Annotated in this window: 16 protein-coding genes; 7 read left to right on the top strand and 9 right to left on the bottom strand. The window is 38.9% G+C overall.

Annotated elements, in window-relative coordinates:
* Nucleotides 1–27: 27 nt before the first annotated feature.
* Nucleotides 28–405: a hypothetical protein gene (locus tag ACIF8R_RS10615; RefSeq protein ID WP_304390620.1), complete on the bottom strand. Its 378-nt coding sequence runs from the start codon at nucleotides 403–405 to the stop codon at nucleotides 28–30.
* A gap of 241 nt (nucleotides 406–646) precedes the next feature.
* On the opposite strand from ACIF8R_RS10615, the gene ACIF8R_RS10610 reads away from it, so the two are divergent.
* Nucleotides 647–1204 carry a cytochrome b gene (locus ACIF8R_RS10610; RefSeq protein ID WP_396464058.1) on the top strand — a complete coding sequence of 186 codons (558 nt, stop codon included), beginning with the start codon at nucleotides 647–649 and terminating at the stop codon, nucleotides 1202–1204.
* Between the two features lie 43 nt (nucleotides 1205–1247).
* On the opposite strand, the gene ACIF8R_RS10605 is transcribed toward ACIF8R_RS10610, so the two are convergent.
* The 6 genes from ACIF8R_RS10605 to ACIF8R_RS10580 all read right to left on the bottom strand — a co-directional run bounded on the left by ACIF8R_RS10605 (nucleotide 1248) and on the right by ACIF8R_RS10580 (nucleotide 8028).
* Nucleotides 1248–2246, bottom strand: coding sequence for an adenosine deaminase (locus tag ACIF8R_RS10605; protein WP_396480660.1), 999 nt, complete (start codon nucleotides 2244–2246; stop codon nucleotides 1248–1250).
* A 111-nt stretch (nucleotides 2247–2357) separates the two neighbouring features.
* The gene (locus ACIF8R_RS10600; RefSeq protein ID WP_396480658.1) at nucleotides 2358–3677 is read right to left on the bottom strand and encodes an NCS2 family permease; all 1320 of its coding nucleotides are present in this window, start codon (nucleotides 3675–3677) and stop codon (nucleotides 2358–2360) included.
* A gap of 322 nt (nucleotides 3678–3999) precedes the next feature.
* Nucleotides 4000–4227: a hypothetical protein gene (locus tag ACIF8R_RS10595; RefSeq protein WP_000608974.1), complete on the bottom strand. Its 228-nt coding sequence runs from the start codon at nucleotides 4225–4227 to the stop codon at nucleotides 4000–4002.
* Between the two features lie 368 nt (nucleotides 4228–4595).
* Entirely contained in the window at nucleotides 4596–6146 is a 1551-nt protein-coding gene (locus ACIF8R_RS10590) for a flavin-containing monooxygenase (RefSeq protein ID WP_396480656.1), read from the bottom strand.
* 23 nt (nucleotides 6147–6169) lie between these two features.
* Nucleotides 6170–7000 carry an SDR family NAD(P)-dependent oxidoreductase gene (locus ACIF8R_RS10585; protein ID WP_396480654.1) on the bottom strand — a complete coding sequence of 277 codons (831 nt, stop codon included), beginning with the start codon at nucleotides 6998–7000 and terminating at the stop codon, nucleotides 6170–6172.
* Nucleotides 7001–7065: 65 nt separating this feature from the next.
* Nucleotides 7066–8028 (bottom strand): metal-dependent hydrolase, encoded by a 963-nt coding sequence (locus tag ACIF8R_RS10580; protein WP_002156843.1) that lies wholly within the window; start codon nucleotides 8026–8028, stop codon nucleotides 7066–7068.
* A 510-nt stretch (nucleotides 8029–8538) separates the two neighbouring features.
* Between ACIF8R_RS10580 and ACIF8R_RS10575 the strand changes: the two genes are divergently transcribed.
* On the top strand, nucleotides 8539–9261 hold the full coding sequence (locus ACIF8R_RS10575; protein ID WP_396480652.1) for a pirin family protein: 723 nt from the start codon (nucleotides 8539–8541) through the stop codon (nucleotides 9259–9261).
* Between the two features lie 64 nt (nucleotides 9262–9325).
* On the opposite strand, the gene ACIF8R_RS10570 is transcribed toward ACIF8R_RS10575, so the two are convergent.
* The gene (locus ACIF8R_RS10570) at nucleotides 9326–9949 is read right to left on the bottom strand and encodes a TetR/AcrR family transcriptional regulator (RefSeq protein WP_110982452.1); all 624 of its coding nucleotides are present in this window, start codon (nucleotides 9947–9949) and stop codon (nucleotides 9326–9328) included.
* 525 nt (nucleotides 9950–10474) lie between these two features.
* On the opposite strand from ACIF8R_RS10570, the gene ACIF8R_RS10565 reads away from it, so the two are divergent.
* From ACIF8R_RS10565 to ACIF8R_RS10550, 4 genes are all read left to right on the top strand, one after another.
* The gene (locus ACIF8R_RS10565; RefSeq protein WP_396480650.1) at nucleotides 10475–11434 is read left to right on the top strand and encodes a metal-dependent hydrolase; all 960 of its coding nucleotides are present in this window, start codon (nucleotides 10475–10477) and stop codon (nucleotides 11432–11434) included.
* Between the two features lie 62 nt (nucleotides 11435–11496).
* Entirely contained in the window at nucleotides 11497–12330 is an 834-nt protein-coding gene (locus ACIF8R_RS10560; protein ID WP_396480648.1) for an SDR family NAD(P)-dependent oxidoreductase, read from the top strand.
* A gap of 23 nt (nucleotides 12331–12353) precedes the next feature.
* Entirely contained in the window at nucleotides 12354–13877 is a 1524-nt protein-coding gene (locus tag ACIF8R_RS10555) for a flavin-containing monooxygenase (RefSeq protein WP_396480646.1), read from the top strand.
* A gap of 113 nt (nucleotides 13878–13990) precedes the next feature.
* On the top strand, nucleotides 13991–14869 hold the full coding sequence (locus ACIF8R_RS10550; RefSeq protein ID WP_396480644.1) for a class I SAM-dependent methyltransferase: 879 nt from the start codon (nucleotides 13991–13993) through the stop codon (nucleotides 14867–14869).
* A gap of 57 nt (nucleotides 14870–14926) precedes the next feature.
* On the opposite strand, the gene ACIF8R_RS10545 is transcribed toward ACIF8R_RS10550, so the two are convergent.
* Nucleotides 14927–15847, bottom strand: a complete 921-nt coding sequence (locus ACIF8R_RS10545; RefSeq protein ID WP_000990662.1) for a LysR family transcriptional regulator — start codon at nucleotides 15845–15847, stop codon at nucleotides 14927–14929.
* A 238-nt stretch (nucleotides 15848–16085) separates the two neighbouring features.
* On the opposite strand from ACIF8R_RS10545, the gene ACIF8R_RS10540 reads away from it, so the two are divergent.
* Complete coding sequence (locus tag ACIF8R_RS10540) at nucleotides 16086–17384, top strand: MFS transporter (RefSeq protein WP_101663793.1); 1299 nt, start codon at nucleotides 16086–16088, stop codon at nucleotides 17382–17384.
* Nucleotides 17385–17418: the final 34 nt, after the last annotated feature.

Raw genomic sequence — 17418 nt, 5'->3', positions numbered from 1 at the left:
AGCCTTCTTTGAAACTCAAATTATTAATTACTTTTGTAAAGCTTCTGCTACGCAAGCATTTACAGTATTAGAAACGACTTGATTTACAACTGTTGCACGTGCAGCTGGGTCAAGTGCAGCAGTAGCCAAATCAACTGCAGTCACACTGTTTGGTGCCTTTTCACTTACGCAACCACAAACATTAGTTTGAATACTATCACGTTGTTCAGCAGTCATAAGCTTTGTTGCTGTTTTCCATGCAGCGACATTATTAATTTCTGTAATACATTTCGCATTTACAGCAACTTTTAATGCAGTCATGCCTAACTGTTGAGTTGCAGTTTCTGCAGAACCTGCACCAGGTGTGGTCGCACATGCTGTTAAAGCCAAAACTACTGGTGCTACAGCGAGCATCAATTTTTTCATCATTTTTTCCTTTGATCGAACGTAAGCAGCGCGTATTTTGCCTAAACTTGTGCTTAGAAGAAACAAATAAATTGATGCATTTATGCAAACTAGCTCTCTTATTTTCTCGCTCAAATTGACTGTGTTTTTCCCAATTAAAGCGTTCTGTTTATAGCACGCTCCGTTACGAGAACAACATTTCTCAAATTCAGTGCTTTCCCATAAAATCTAGCGCTAAAATGACAAAAAAATAGGGTCTTTTATGCCTGCCTCATCCTCTCAATACTACACCCGTACTGCACAGATTCTGCATTGGGTCATGGCAATCATTTTCATTACCGCTTGGGTGATTGGTTTCTATAGTGGAAATTTTTTAAGTTACGATGCCGATGGCAGCTTTAAAGGTGATGTTATTACACTGCATAAAAACATTGCCACAACCATTATCTTTTTAGTGGTTATTCGCCTATTCTGGCGTTACACCCACCCAGCCCCACAACTGCCTGACACGATGTCACCGACGATGAAAACTTTGGCACATGTTGGTCATCTATTGCTTTATGTGATTTTGGTGGCTTTACCTGTGACTGGCTGTTTATTTAGCTGGAGTGCTGGTCACCCTGCCCCTGTTTTATATTTATTTGAAATTCCACGTTTAGTACAAGACAATCCAGAGCTTTTAGCTATCGTTAAACCATTACATATTTATATTTCGTGGTTTGCAGGTTTGCTTATTGTTGGACATGTTCTGGCAGCTTTAAAACATCACTTTGTGGATAAAGACAATGTTTTAAACAGTATGACCAAACAGCCTAAATAAATTCAATGTTAAAAAAAACCGCCTATCAGGCGGTTTTTTTTATTTAGATTTTTTGGATTTCAGAAATCCACTTTTGTTTCTCTTCATCTGAAATGAAAGAGGCTTCAAAAGAGTTAATTGCGAGTTGCTTCAACTCATCATTACTTAAATCTAAGGCTTGCTGAATAGCAACGAAGTTATCATTCATATATCCACCGAAATATGAAGGATCGTCCGAGTTAACAGTCACGTGTACGCCTTTTTGTAAAAGACGGCGGATGTTGTGCTCTTTCATATCCTTAACGACACATAGCTTTAAGTTACTTAAAGGACAAACCGTTAATGGCATTTTTTCATTAATTAAACGAGCCATTAATTGTTCGTCTTCTTCAGAACGCACGCCGTGGTCAATACGGTTTACTTTGAGCAAGTCTAAAGCTTCCCATACATATTCAGGTGGGCCTTCTTCGCCTGCGTGAGCCACGATTAAGAAACCTTCTTCACGTGCCTTAGCAAAAACACGTTCAAACTTAGCTGGTGGGTGTCCTACTTCACTTGAATCAAGTCCAACAGCAATGATGTCTTGTTTAAACGGTAAAGCTTGCTCAAGCGTTTCAAATGCAGCTTCTTCGCTTAAATGACGCAGGAAACACATAATAAGCTGAGAGCTAATACCAAATTTGTTTTTTGCGTCAGCACAGGCACGTTTAAGCCCATTGATCACCGTTGCAAACGCAATACCACGGTCGGTATGAGTTTGCGGGTCAAAGAACATTTCTGTATGAACGACACGATCTTCTGCACATTTCTCAAAATATGCCCATGCTAAATCATAAAAATCTTGCTCATGAACAAGAACATTTGCACCAGCATAGTAAATATCTAAAAATGATTGAAGATTATGAAAGTTATAAGCTTGCTTTACTTCTTCAACAGATTTGTAAGGAATCTGAATCTGATTACGCTGTGCAATCGCAAACATTAATTCAGGTTCAAAAGTACCTTCAATATGTACATGCAACTCAGCTTTTGGTAAGGCCTGAATCAGCTCGACTTGATTCATATTAACTCCACATCTAAAGAAAAAAGGGTGTGGTAAACACACCCTTCTATAATTTCCTTCTTATATCTCTATCACTAAAATAGTTCTAGAAGGAAATTATAAAAAATCGTATTAACCGCCAAAAGCGATAAATTTAAATACCCAAAGAGCAGCAATAATCCATACCATGTATGGAACAGTTTTTGCCTTACCTGTAAATAATTTAACTAATGCATAGCTGATAAAGCCCATTGCAATACCATCTGCAATTGAGTAGGCAAATGGCATAAATACAATCGTTAAAAAGGCTGGAACAGCTTCTGTAATATCATCCCAATCGATATGAGTGATACCTTGAATCATCAACACACCAATAAACAATAAAGCTGGGGCTGTTGCAAAACCTGGTACAGATTGAGCAAGAGGTGCCAAAAATAAACAGCAAATAAATAAGAAAGCGACAACGACAGCGGTTAAACCTGTACGTCCACCTGCTGCTACACCTGAAGCTGATTCAATATATGGTGTAGTTGATGAAGTACCTAATGCTGCACCAGCAACAATCGCAGTAGAGTCAGCAAATAGTGCTTTTTTCAAACGTGGTAATTTACCATCTTGTAAAAGTCCTGCACGGTGTGAAACGCCAACTAAAGTACCCGTACTGTCAAACAAGTCAACAATGAAGAATACGAAGATGACACCCACCATACTTGCAGTGAATAGGCCTTTAAAGTCCATTTGCATGAATGTTGGGGCAATAGAAGGAATCTGGCCCACTACGCCTTTAAATTCATTTAAGTCTAAAGCAGTCGCAATTGCTGTCACCACTAAAATACTAATAATGATGGCACCACGAACTTTGAGCTGATGTAAAACAACAATAAGTAAAAAGCCAAATAAAGCCAGTAGTACAGTAGGTTGTTTAATATCGCCCAAACCCACTAATGTCGCTTTGTTTGCAACAATGATTCCAGCATTTTTTAGCGCAATAAGTGCAAGGAATAAACCAATACCACCACCTATCGCAAATTTAAGCGACATTGGAATGGCATTGACAATCGCTTCACGAACTTTAAAGAAGCTAATAGCAAGAAATACAACACCTGAAACAAAAACAGCTGCTAAAGCTGTCTGCCATGGCACTCCCATACCCATACATACCGAATAGGTAAAATAAGCATTAAGCCCCATACCCGGTGCCAAGGCGATTGGGTAATTGGCAATAATACCCATCACTAAACAACCGATTGCTGCTGCCAAACAGGTCGCAACGAATACGGCGCCATGATCCATGCCGGTTTCAGATAAAATGAGTGGATTGACAATGATGATGTAACACATCGTTAAAAATGTAGTTACACCAGCAAGAACTTCTGTTCGAAACGTGGTTTTATTGTCGCTTAACTTAAATAAACGCTCTAACCAGCCTGCCGAAGAATTGGGCGCCGCCATAAGTAGCCTCTATGCAAAATCTGAGCTGTGGAATATGTACTTCTATGTAGGTATCTGAGCAATCTTGTTTTTCTGTTCAGATCTCTAGACAAAAATCTTAAATAGACGAAGCAACAAATATGCCACTCATTTGATGTCTGTTTTCATACACAGAAAATAGCCACAGCCCCTCTTGAAACACAAAAAAGCTGCATAACCCCTATGCAGCTTTTTTACTATACGTTCAATAAGTTTAACAGATTCAACAGCAACATGATCAAAATTTATGAAAAGATATGACCAATGGCACACTTTTTAAAGCAAATTACAATAACCATTCTGCTTAGAAAAAAACTTTTTTATCACTAATATATTTTTGCAAATTGTATGAAGCTAAATTGCTATGACTCACACGATTTGGATTTCGCTCAATCGTCTGCAAATTTTTTTCAGCTTCCTGAATAATCCTCATGAGCTCCTGATGTCTTTTATTTTGGGTATCTAAATATGCCCAATACCCTAATACAAACACGATACTCACACACAACACTATTAATACTTTATTGATCATTATTATTATCTCTATGTTTTTAATGTTAATGATCTTAACAAAAAACAACCAGTTTGTGAATATTTTCACATTTATTTACAATAATTATTAATTACTCAAGCTATTGATATAAAAAATGTTTTCCAATTTACAATTTAAAAAAAGATTAAAAATAATACTTTTCACTTAAAAATTCATTTTTAAAAATAACTATATTTTTTTAACAGAAAGTTATATAGGCTATTTCCCCACTTTTATTTTAAAGTATATTTAAATCTACTTTTCACTTTAACTTCATTATATTATTCATTGAATATTAATTTATTTGTTAAATCATTAGATAATAAAAAGCCCATTTCAATAAATCAAAATGGGCTTTTACGAAATCATTAACCCGCAACTTCTTCCACTTTTGGTTTTGCTTTTACCAAATCAGCTTCATAAATCACATCATATTCTTCTAACTTTAAATGATGTAACCGCTCTCTAAGTTTTTTCAAAGACCACGGCCATGCAGCAAAGTTACGTCCATTGGCATCAAGGTAGTAACTTTTACATCCCCCACTATTGAATACAGTGGTTTGCAGATGTTTTTGTACAAGCTCATTATGCTTTTTAATTACTGCTGATTTCACTGAAAGCTTAGCAATACCTTTTGCCTTCATTTGTAGCAAACCATCTACAATATATTGCAGTTGTGCTTCAGCAAGGCCAATAAATGAGTCATAAACCAAAACATTTGGCCCTAGCATAAGAAATGCATTCGGTACATTTTCAATGTTGGTTCCTAAGTAGGCTTCTGGTGATGAGTCTTTCCAAAGCTCAGCTAGGCATTCCCCTTTTTCGTTATGTACCCGTTTACCGATTGGTGGGTGAGATACTTCAAATCCAGTACCCCAAATAATCACATCTACTTCGTGGCGTTCACCGTTAGCAGCAACCACGGTGTTGCCTTCCACTTTAACTAGACCATGTGGAATAAGCGTGGTATTCGGTGCTTGTAATGCTGGATAATAGTTATTGGCAAATAAAATACGTTTACAGCCAATATCAAAGTTAGGTGTTACGTTTTTACGTAAAACTGGATCTTTAATTTGTAACTTTAATAGTTGTTTCGCAGCAAAATTGACAGGCTTTAAAGCTTTTGGGTTGCGTAAACCAAAATTGATGACATTTAAGGTGCCTGCTACAGTCTGGCGCCAAGTGGCTTGAATTTTTGGATATTTTGCAATGATTGATTTACTCAACTCACCTAAGTCGGTATCTGGTTTTGGCAGCACCCAAGGGGCTGTACGTTGGAATACAAACAGTTCTTTGGCTTTAGGTTGAATTTGGGGCACAAACTGGATGGCAGATGCACCAGTACCAATCACAGCAATACGTTTTCCAGTTAAGTCATAATCATGGTTCCACTTCGCTGAATGGAACATTTCACCTGTAAAGGTATCTAAGCCCTCAAGGCGTGGTATCTGCGCTTCAGTAATTGGGCCAGTAGCAAATAGAACTGTTTTAGCAATATATAAACCAGAGCTCGTCTCTAGTTTCCATACATTTTTGAGATTGTCCCATTCTGCTTTTAATAATTCGGTATTGAACTCAATTAAGGACTCAATATCAAACTCACGGCTTACATCTTCTAAGTAACTTAAAATTTCCGGTTGGCGTGCAAATAAGTGACTCCATTTTGCACTTGGGGCAAAGGAGTAAGAATACAGAGCTGAAGGTACATCACACCCACAGCCCGGATAGGTGTTTTCACGCCAAGTACCACCGACGCGGCTCGCTTTTTCAATAATTTTAAAATTGGTTAAACCTGCTTCATTGAGCTTGATTGCAGCAGCTAAGCCAGAAATACCTGCACCGACAATAAAAGTGTCATAAATATGTGCAACTTCTTGGGCTTTACGTGTACGTGTATTTGTCCTAGATTTAGTGACCATAATTTTTCTGCCTATACAAAATTTTATTTAAATAACTGATACGAAAGCCCAAGGAACTTTGCATATAAAGTCGGTGATGTTCTTTTCATAAGCCAGAATAATTTGGCGTCGATCTGTGGCGTGGTATAGAGCTGCCCTCGATCTAATCGATTCAATGTTAAAGTCGCAACTGCGTCACTGGTGGTCATGGCGTAGTTCATGAGTGCATGGTCTGCAAGCTTGGAATAACGGCCCGGAATCCGACCATTTTTAATGATATTGGTAGGTACCAAAGTTGGGCACAGCACATTCACTTTAATATTGAATTTGCGAAGCTCAGCTGAAAGCGTTTCTGATAATGCCAATACACCGGCTTTCGTTACGTTATAGACACTCATTTCAGGTGCTGCGGTATAAGACGCCGCAGAAGCGACATTAATAATTGCACCGTAACCTAGTTTTTTAAGCTTTGGCACAAATGCATGACAACCATGAATAACACCCCATAGGTTTACATGCATACACCACTTCCAGTCCTCCAAACTCATTTCATCAAATTTACCGCCTAAACCTACGCCCGCATTATTAATGATGAGTGTTACCGGATGCTCTAATAACTGTTCTGCTTGATCAGCCAAAGCCTGTACTTGTTCTGCTTGTCCAACATCGCACTGGACAGCAAATGCTTTTTGTCCAAGCTGTTCAATTAACTTTACAGTTTCTTCAGCAGCTTCTAAATTAATATCCGCACATACCACGTTGCCACCGCGTTTTGCCAGTTCAAGTGCAAAGCTACGACCAATTCCACTGCCTGCCCCAGTCACAACAGCATATGCATTTCGACTCGGCTGGCCTTTCTTACCAAATAGAATCATAGTAAATCCTAAAAAATTTTAGGGAGACGGCAGTAATTTGGGTATTACTGCCGTGACCAATAGCTTTATGAAACTGCACGAACTGGTGGAGTAAATTCCTTCACAAAGTAAGGTGCAATCGCACCGCCCTCGTTCAGTAATTTGTTTTTGTAGTACTCAAGGTATTGAGTCGTATCATGGTCATTTGGATGGAAGTTAGGACGTAAATAATCAAAAATCTGCCCAATGGTGCTGCCAAATACGCCATCTTTTGGACTAAAAATTAAGTTGACGCCACGACGTGCGTCTTTCCAGAATTTTCTGGTTAACAGTTCTTTTGGCTTACGCAGTACGGGTACCAATAAAGTTGCGGTTGGAATAAGCCCTAAAATGGTGATGAAAGCCATTAAAAAGCCGGTTGCACGCAATGGATAGTTACCGTTCAAAATCTGATAGACATCATAGGCAATGTCTTTATGCTCAGACTCTTCAAGCATATGCCACATCCATAACGCACGGCTTTTCGCATCATCGGTATAATAAAAATTCTTTTCATGCTTCATCATGTATTCGGCAAGTACTGCCGTAAAGTGCTCAATACCCGCCATGAGTGAAAGCTTTAATGGCTGCGGGAATTTTAAAAACACATATTTAAAGAAGTTTTCGCCCAAGAAACGATACAAATCGACCGGATATTCCAGCTCTTTAATTGCATCATTGAACTCATTATGCAATTTTGAATGAATGGCTTCTTGACCGATGAGGGAAGTAACACGCTGTTTTAAAATCGGATCTTGAATAAATTCACGGTGGTGACGAGCTGTTTCAATCACCAGATCTTCACCATAGGTCAAGAAAACCGAAAGCGTGGCAAAGAACAAAGTTGCAAACTGGTTATTGACGTAAAACTCGATATCAATTTCTTTGCCATCAAACCCGATATTTAGATGACGTATTGGGATAGATCCTTTATTTGAAAAGTCTATCTTTTGATACTGCGCTATAACTGATTTAGGAGAAATAACATTTCGGATAGCTTGAGCGACCATTTTCGACACCCTATAAAATTTGTTAAATACAAGGCAGCGTCGAATCAAGCAGATAAAGTTGTCTTTAGATTATTTCTTGCAATCTTTAACTGCTCTAGAACAAGAATTTGCTCGAATACATCTGCCTTGCCATGTTTTATGAACTTAAGCATTGTTAAGTTCACCAAATCAGATTAAATAGTGCGCTTGATATAACTCTCGAACAAGGACAAAAAAAGCCAACCCACATTGAAACTTTTTGCCAACTTAAATATTTTTGATAATTTCAAATAACTTATATAACCCACTATTATTCATAATTATTCAAATAAAAGACATTTGTCCTAAAAGGATAAAAATATGGCTTTAAAAGATAACAAATGAAACATTATGCCTACTTCGATAGAAATCTTATTTCAATATTTCAGCGTTCCAAAAATCACACCAAGCTTTCTATTTTCAGAGCTTTATTGCACAAATGAAAACGATAAACTGCATTCAGAGAAAAAAATTGAATGAGGATAATAAATCATGTTTGATATGCGTTTATCTCATGAGCGTGGTGCAGCACATCATGGCTGGTTACAGTCAAAACACACGTTTTCATTTGCAAATTATTGGGACCCGAAACAAGTAGGCTTTTCAGATTTGCTTGTGATTAATGACGATACCGTTGCACCATCGAAAGGCTTTGGTACTCACCCTCACCGCAACATGGAAATCATTTCTTATGTGCTTGAAGGTGCATTAGAACATAAAGATTCAATGGGTACTGGTTCGGTGATTGTGCCTGGTGATATTCAATTAATGAGCGCAGGTCGTGGTGTTGCTCATAGTGAATTTAACCACTCTGCACAAGAAAACGTGCACTTCTTGCAAATTTGGGTAGTTCCAAATGAAGTGAACACCACACCAGGTTATCAACAATTGCATATTTCCGAGGAAGATAAACGCGGTAAATTGCACTTGATGATTTCACCAAAAGGTAGCGAAAAAACTTTATCAATCAAACAAGACATTAATATTTATTCAGGTCTATTTGACGGCGAAGAAACAGCAGAGTTTGCAATTCCAGAAGGACGCTATGTTTACCTTCATGTGGCAAAAGGCCGTATTGATATAAACGGTAAAATCTTTAACACAGGTGATGCTGCGCGTATTCGTGATGGAGGCAAGTTATCATTTACGAATGGTGACAACGCTGAGATTCTGATTTTTGATATGCGTCCGGAAGAAGTTCCAACCATGCCATAATCAACAAAACACCTGCGTAGAGATATACACAGGTGTTTTTTTATGTACATTAATCATCAAAAACTTACGACTGGTCTTCGGATTTTGCCATTTCAGTATTGATATAGCTCATGATCATAGTAGTTAGCCCTTGCACCATTTCATCAAAACTAATAAATGGGTTGGGTAAAATCAGATGCCTTGCTACGTTAAAAATACCGCTATTAATACAAATATAGGTAATAACAGGTAAATTATTAATTTTTAAATATTTAGGATTATGCATCATATATTTCATGATGACTTCCATTAATGCCTGTTCAATTTTTGGAATATATTTGTCGTATTGCAACTCACCTGCATAACGTAAAACGGTTAAGTAACGGTCATTATTTTTCTTTAATAAATCACTGAACGTATAAAAAATCATTTCAATGACAGGCTCTAACTCCAACTCTAAAATTGTGGGAGTGAGTTCTTTAATCATGTCGAGAATTTCACTCACAAAGTAGTGATTCATCGCATCATAAATTTCTTCTTTGTTTTTAAAATACTCATAAAGTGACCCAACACTCACCCCTGCAATTTCTGCAATATGACGTGTAGTGGTACCACTTGGTCCATGCAATGCTACGGCAATAAAACCTGCTTCAATAATGGTATCGACAGTAACTTTGGCTCGTGCCTGACGGGGTTTTCGCGTAGACATATTTTCTTATAAATAATCCGAACATAAGCTCAGATTAGCATGTAATTTAGCCCTACTCTAATAAAAAAACAAAATCCGAATACTTGTCAAATTTCATGACGCAATTTCTTTAGAGGTATGGCTAAACATAGTTATGAGTTCTTTTATTAGTAGGCACTTATTTTTAAACCAAATAAAATATATAAATAAAAATCAATATATTAATAAATTATAAAACTAGTTTTTTATTTTATTCGTACATTGGCGTTGAGCTTAAATAACTTGCAAAGTTACCCGAATTGAATCCGAACATAAACTCAGATTAACATGAAAAAATCTAAAAAGAGGTTGATTCATTTTACCAAGTTCGCCTCTTTTTCCGTTATTCAGTCAAATAATCAAACAAATAACGGAGCAACATCACCGTACGCAGTAAGCAGAGAAAACTGCTTTTTGAAAATGGAATTTACAGTGCCCTGTTGAAAGTCAAAGCTTTTTGGTTTTCGACAACCTCGCACTATCACTGATTGATCTGAAGGTGTCGCCATGATCTCGACCACAGTTAAAAAATCCCTAAACAAAATTAAATTTTACCGTGAAATCGAGTTACCGGATTTTGCCAGCAAAAAGTCTATTCCAATCCGCCATTTAAATATCGGATTTGAAGGTAAAGAGATTGATGTCGAATTCTATATGAACAATCAATTTGCCACGATGTTTTTTGCTACGCTTTCAGTATTTCTAACCTATGGGGAAGATTTGGTAATTGAAACTGCTCGTCATCACCGTGAATTTATTCAAGACCCAGTGCTAAAGCAACGCGTCACTTCATTGATTGGACAAGAAGCAATTCACTCTAAACTGCACAATGAATATAACGATGCGCTTAAAGATGTTGAATATCCTGTCGATTTATACCGTTTCTTGGGCGAGAACTTCTTTAAATATGTGTTCTTAAAATTCCCACAACCGCTTAAATTATCGATGATGGCTGGTATTGAGCATTTTACAGCGGTACTTGCTGAATACATGATGAAACACGAAAAGAATTTCTATTATTCAGATGATGCAAAAAGCCGTGCGTTATGGATGTGGCATATGCTTGAAGAATCTGAGCATAAAGATATTGCCTATGATGTTTATCAACTACTTAATGGTAGCTATCCATTACGAGCTTCTGGTTTCTTCTTAGCTTTGTTCACTATTTTAGGTCTAATCCCTGCGACTACCTTGTTTATTCCTGTTTTAAGAAAACCACAGGAAATGTTGACTAGAAAATTCTGGAAAGATGCTCGCCGTGGTGTAGGACTTATTTTTGGTCCAAAAGATGGTGTATTCGGTAGCACCATTGGCCAGATTTTTGATTACTTACGTCCTGACTTTCATCCAAATGATCATGATACGACCGAATATCTAGAGTACTACAAAGACAAATTACTGAAAGAAGGCGGCGCGATTGCACCTTACTTTGTGAAGGAATTTACCCCACCTGTACGCTTGTCTTAACTGGCTTGCAACCAGTCATTACTTAATGGCTGGTGTTCCTTAAATCTATTTCGGGATGAATCATGATTTTATTTGGCAAAAAGAAAGTTAAACCAAGCCAAAAAGCTTATGCCGTCGTGACGGGTGCAGGCAGTGGGATTGGTCGAAGTTTTGCAATTGAACTGGCAAAACGTGGTGGCAGCGTAGTCTGTGCAGATATTAATTTGGAAGCTGCTGAAGAAACTGTAAAACTTCTTGAACAAGAAGGTGCAAAAGCTTTTGCTATGCGTTGTGATGTGGGTAATGCCGAACAAGTTAATCATCTGGCTGAAACTGCTGAAATCTTACTTGGGCATCCTGTGACTCTTATCATTAATAACGCTGGTGTGGGTTTGGGTGGCAAGTTCGATGAACTCACCCTAGAAGACTGGAACTGGGTCATGAATATTAACCTTTGGGGTGTTATTCATGGTTGTCATGCATTTGTGCCAAAGTTCAAAAAACTAGGTTACGGCGCAATTATTAATGTAGCTTCTGCGGCATCTTATACCGCAGCACCAGAAATGACTGCTTATAACGTAACGAAAGCGGGTGTTCGTGCGTTGTCTGAAACACTTTCGGCTGAACTGCGTAAGTTTAACATTAAAGTGAATGTGCTCTGCCCGACTTTGGTGCCAACCAATATCATTAAAAATGGTCGTATTCCGGGTCGTTATTCAAAACTTGCAGACCATGCGCTCATGAACTACGCACTCACCACAAGTGATGATGTCGCCAAACTCACACTTAACCGTCTTGATCAGGATGAACTTTATACCATCCCTCAAATCGATGCGAAGTTGTTCTGGCTGATGAAACGTGCATCTCCAAGTTTGTATACCAAGTTCCTTGGTACCTCTTACAAATTATTTAAATAAGAAATTTTATAGGTAGTACCCATATGACTGCTCAAATGAAAACAAATGCATCAGCAAAAAAAGCTGTCAATTCACCTCACCATATTTACGATACCTTTATTGTCGGTGCCGGAATTTCCGGTATCGCCGCAGCGATTCGTCTCGACCAAGTTGGCTATACCAACTATAAAATTATTGAAAAAGCAGGTCGTGTGGGTGGCACTTGGCGTGAAAACACCTATCCGGGCTGTGGCTGCGATGTACCGTCAGCTTTGTATTCTTATTCGTTTGCACCTAGTGCAAAATGGAGTCACTTATTTGCACGTCAGCCGGAAATCTTAAGTTACTTAGAAGATGTAAGTAACGAGTTTAATATCACGTCTAAAATTGAGTTTAACAACGAACTACTCAATGCTGCTTGGGATGAATCACGCCATTTGTGGGTACTTGATACAACTACTGGTCAATATCTATCTCGAACTGTTATTTTTGCAACAGGCCCAATTACCGAAGCCCAGATTCCACGTCTTGAAGGTTTGGATACCTTTACAGGTGAAATGTTCCATTCAGCGAAATGGAACCATAATTATGACTTAACTGGAAAACGCATTGCTGTAATTGGTACAGGTGCATCTGCCATCCAATTTGTGCCACAAATTCAACCTAAAGCAAAAGAGCTGTTTGTGTTCCAACGTACAGCTCCTTGGGTGTTGCCAAAACCAGATACCGACTTGGGCGAGTTGAGTAAATCCGTCATTGCGAAATATCCATCTATTCAGGCGAGTTGGCGTAAAAGTGTAGCGCTAACCCTCAATGCGATTAATTTTGGTTTACGTAACCCACTTGCGCTCAAACCAGTCAATGTATTAGGTAAGCAATTACTTAAATTGCAAATTAATGACCCTGTGCTACGTAAAAACGTAACGCCAAACTTTGACATTGGTTGTAAACGTATTTTATTCGCTAACAACTACTACCCTGCACTACAAGCACCAAACACGACCCTAATCCCTCATGGTTTAGTGAATGTTGAAGGCAATACGGTGGTTGCAGCGAATGGTGAACGCCACGAAGTTGATGTGATTATTTGGGGTACAGGCTTTGAAGTATCTCACCCACCCATTGGTAAACGTGTCCACAATGAAAAAGGCCAATGTTTACAAGATATATGGAAAGATAGTTCACCAGAGGCTTACTTAGGAACCAACATTGAAAATGTACCAAATGCATTTTTAATTTTAGGACCTAACGTACTGGTTTATGATTCTTTCATTGGTTTAGCAGAGGCACAGCTCGACTATATCGTAGATGGCTTATTGAAAATTAAAAACAAAGGAATTAGCAAGTTAAATGTTAAGGCTGATGTGATTAAAAAGCACAATGACTTGGTGCAAAAGCACTTACAAACAACTGTATTCAATAGTGGTGGCTGTAAGAGTTACTACCTTGATGCCAACGGGCGTAACTTTGCTGCATGGCCTTGGTCATTGAAAAAACTTAAACAACGTTTGAAAAAAGTAGATTTGAAAGATTATGAAGTAACGTATCAAACGACAAAAACTCACTAATTTGTAATTTCGATCAGATCAAGTGTAAGAAAGAGGCAGTGTATTTTTGATTTTCATGAAATACACTGCCTTCTTCGTTGAATATCTTCAAGAAATAAAAGAACAGGATAAAGATGAAAGAAGGTCAATCAAGTCGTACCGCCGAAGCTGCTGCTGCATTACGGGCCAATCATTTTCAAAACACGAAGAACCCTGTATTTTCAGACCCTTATGCTTTTGAGCTGACCAGTAAAGGCTGGAAAAAACTGCTCTCTAACCCACTGATTGTTAAAGTCATGAATTCTTCGGTTTTAAACCGCACTTTAGGTTTACTTACTGGACAAGTAGTCGGGCGCTCCCGTTATGCCGAAGATTTACTTGATCAGGCAGTTCAACAAAATACTCAACAATATGTGTTAGTCGGTGCTGGCCTAGACTCTTTTGTACTACGTGAATCACACCATTACCCTACTTTGAAAATTTTTGAAGTCGATCATCCTGATACTCAAGCTGCTAAACAGACTAAGCTAAAAAAGTTAGGAAATATTCCTGCTACCGTTGAGTTTGTCGCGATTAACTTTGAAAAAGAGTCTATTTCGGAAGCCCTGACCAGAAGTGTCTATGATTCATCTGCTCCTGCATTTTTTTCATGGTTAGGCACAACGCACTATTTAAACCCGCAAACGACCTTGGAAACTTTAAAAAGTATTGCCAACTTTGCTGCAAACGGTAGTGAAGTAGTACTCGACTATTCGACCGATTTTCAGGAATTAAACGGTATTGAGCGACTTGGAAGTATGGGCGTTGCACAATTTACCCATTTGCTGAAAGAGCCTTTATTGGGCCAATTTAAACCAAGAGATTTACATCAGGCCGTGGAGCAGATGGGATTTGAAGTGATCGAAGATCTTTCAGGTAAAGCTATTACTGAACGATATTTTAATGCACGAATCGATGAAATTCGCCACACCTCAGCAACACGATTATTGCATTTACGTTTAAATAGAAAATAATGTTGAAAGCCAACTTAGACCTTAAGTTGGCTTTTTTAATTGAGGTTAATGCCATCATTACCAGCTTGAACGCGGCTCTGGTCCATCGACATGCTGATTTAAAAATTGGCGTAAATGATCTAAAAAGTGCGCGACTTTAGGCGACAGATTCAGTCTCTCTAAATACACTGCATAGACATCTGCTGGTGGTGTTTCATAGTCCGCTAGCACTTGAACTAATCTACCACTTCTTAAATATTTTGCTACGTCCCACTCTGCCCGCATCAAAATACCATAGCCTTCTAAGGCCCAATTTAATGCAACTGCACCATCATTCGTACTCAGTTGCCCATGAACTTTAACGGTTTCAACTTGTTTGCCATGACTTAACCGCCAATTACCATAAGCAGAATCATTTTGCCGAATCACAATACACTGATGCTGTGTTAAATCATGAGGTGTGAGTGGTTGCCCTGCCGTTTTTAAATAGCTAGGTGATGCACATAATAAACGGCGGTTGGCTGCCAATTTTTTTGCAATTAGACGTGAATCAGGTATTTCGCCAAAGCGGATTGAGACATCAATGGCTTCATCTGGCAGATTAATCGGGCGGTCTGTTAAATGCAGTTGGACATCGACATCAGGATAGATTTTGGCAAATGTAGAAATCGCTGGCGCAATATAAGAACGACCAAAGCCTAAAGGAGCATTCACACGCAATACCCCTTTGGGTGCTGCCCGACTACTTGAAACCAAACGCTCCATTTCATCAATCTCTTTTAAAATACGAACCGCATTTTCAAAGTAGACCTCACCTTCACTGGTTAAACTAATTCGGCGTGTTGTTCTATTTAAAAGCCTTACACCTAAACGCTCTTCAAGCTGAGTTAAACGTCTAGAAACCGCAGGTGGGGTCAAGTTTAACTCTCGTGCCGTCGCGACAAGACTTCCTTGTTTAACCAATAAACAAAAGAAAGCTAATTCCGTATCTGCATTCATGATTGTTAAGTTTTTTGCAATAGTGATTTAACTTTATATCGATTCATCAGTTTTTTAAAGGGTTTAACATCCATTTCAATGTTTCCCGACATAAGCCATCTCTTATTTAAGAGCATAACAATGTCCGCAGAAGGAATGCTGTGGATCAACGGGAAAAAGCCATCTAGCCGAATCAATAGCGGTAAAGAAAGCGAAAACTACCAATCAGGATTGGTAGTCATGAATATGGAGTCATGACATGGAAATGGATATTGAAAAGCGAACGTTACGTCGAATTACTTGGAGAATCGTACCGTTTATTATGTTGTTATACCTTATAGCCTATATCGACCGCGTCAATATTGGTTTTGCCGCACTCACCATGAAAGAAGACTTAGGCTTTACCGCCTCGGTTCTCGGTTTTGGTGCAGGAATTTTCTTTTTGGGCTATTTCTTATTTGAAGTCCCATCCAACATTATTTTGCATAAAGTCGGTGCCCGTATCTGGATTGCTCGAGTCATGGTGACATGGGGTTTGATTGCAGCCGGTATGGCGTTTGTAGAAAGCTCAACTAGCTTTTACGTTATGCGATTTTTACTCGGTGTTGCCGAGGCTGGCTTCTTTCCCGGCATTATTCTGTACTTAACTTATTGGTTTCCTGCACGACATCGCGCTGGTGTGATTGCTTTATTTATGGCAGCCGCCCCAATTGCCACAGCAGTTGGTTCACCAATCTCTGCCGCGTTACTTGAAATGCATGGAATTTGGGGTCTCGCTGGCTGGCAGTGGATGTTCATTATTGAAGCTATACCAGCACTCATCTTAGGCGTTGTGGTTTTTAAATATATGACTGACCGCCCTGAACAAGCTACTTGGTTAAAACAGGATGAACGCGAATGGCTTGTAAAAACCATGAAGGAAGAAGATGTAGGAAAAAATGCACCTCAGCATCACAGCATTCTTCGCGGTCTTGCCAACCCACGAGTACTTGCTCTTGCATTGATTTATTTCGGAACGTCGGCTGGGCTTTATACACTCGGCATCTGGGCGCCACAAATTATTAAACAGCTTGGCGTGACGTCTATGACTGTGGGGCTTTTAAATGCTATTCCTCCAATCATTTCTGTCATTGCCATGGTTTTATGGTCTCGACACTCTGACCGCACCAATGAACGTACATGGCATGTTGCTCTCGCGTGTTTAACCGCAGCGGTTGGTCTCGCAATTGCAGCAGGCACACACAATGTCATTGGATTAATTGCAGCACTTACCATTGTGAATGTCGGTATTAGCTGTGCCAAGCCACCGCTATGGAGCATGCCAACCATGTTCTTGTCAGGATCAGCCGCAGCAGCAGGCATTGCCACGATTAACTCAATCGGAAATTTAGGTGGGTTTGCAGGCCCTGCCATGATCGGCTGGGTTAAAGATCAAACTGGAGATTTCACAGGTGGACTCTATTTTGTTGCCGGACTACTCATTATCTCGACCTTACTGACACTAGTGCTGAGCTTCTCCCAAAAAGTGAAAGTAAACACTGCCAAAGCAACCCACTAACCCTATTTACATCAATTAGATCTGAACAAGTTTC

Source organism: Acinetobacter sp. ABJ_C4_1, assembly GCF_044538495.1.
Taxonomy (GTDB): Bacteria; Pseudomonadota; Gammaproteobacteria; order Pseudomonadales; family Moraxellaceae; genus Acinetobacter; species Acinetobacter nosocomialis_A.
This window is presented reverse-complemented; position numbering and strand designations above follow the sequence as displayed.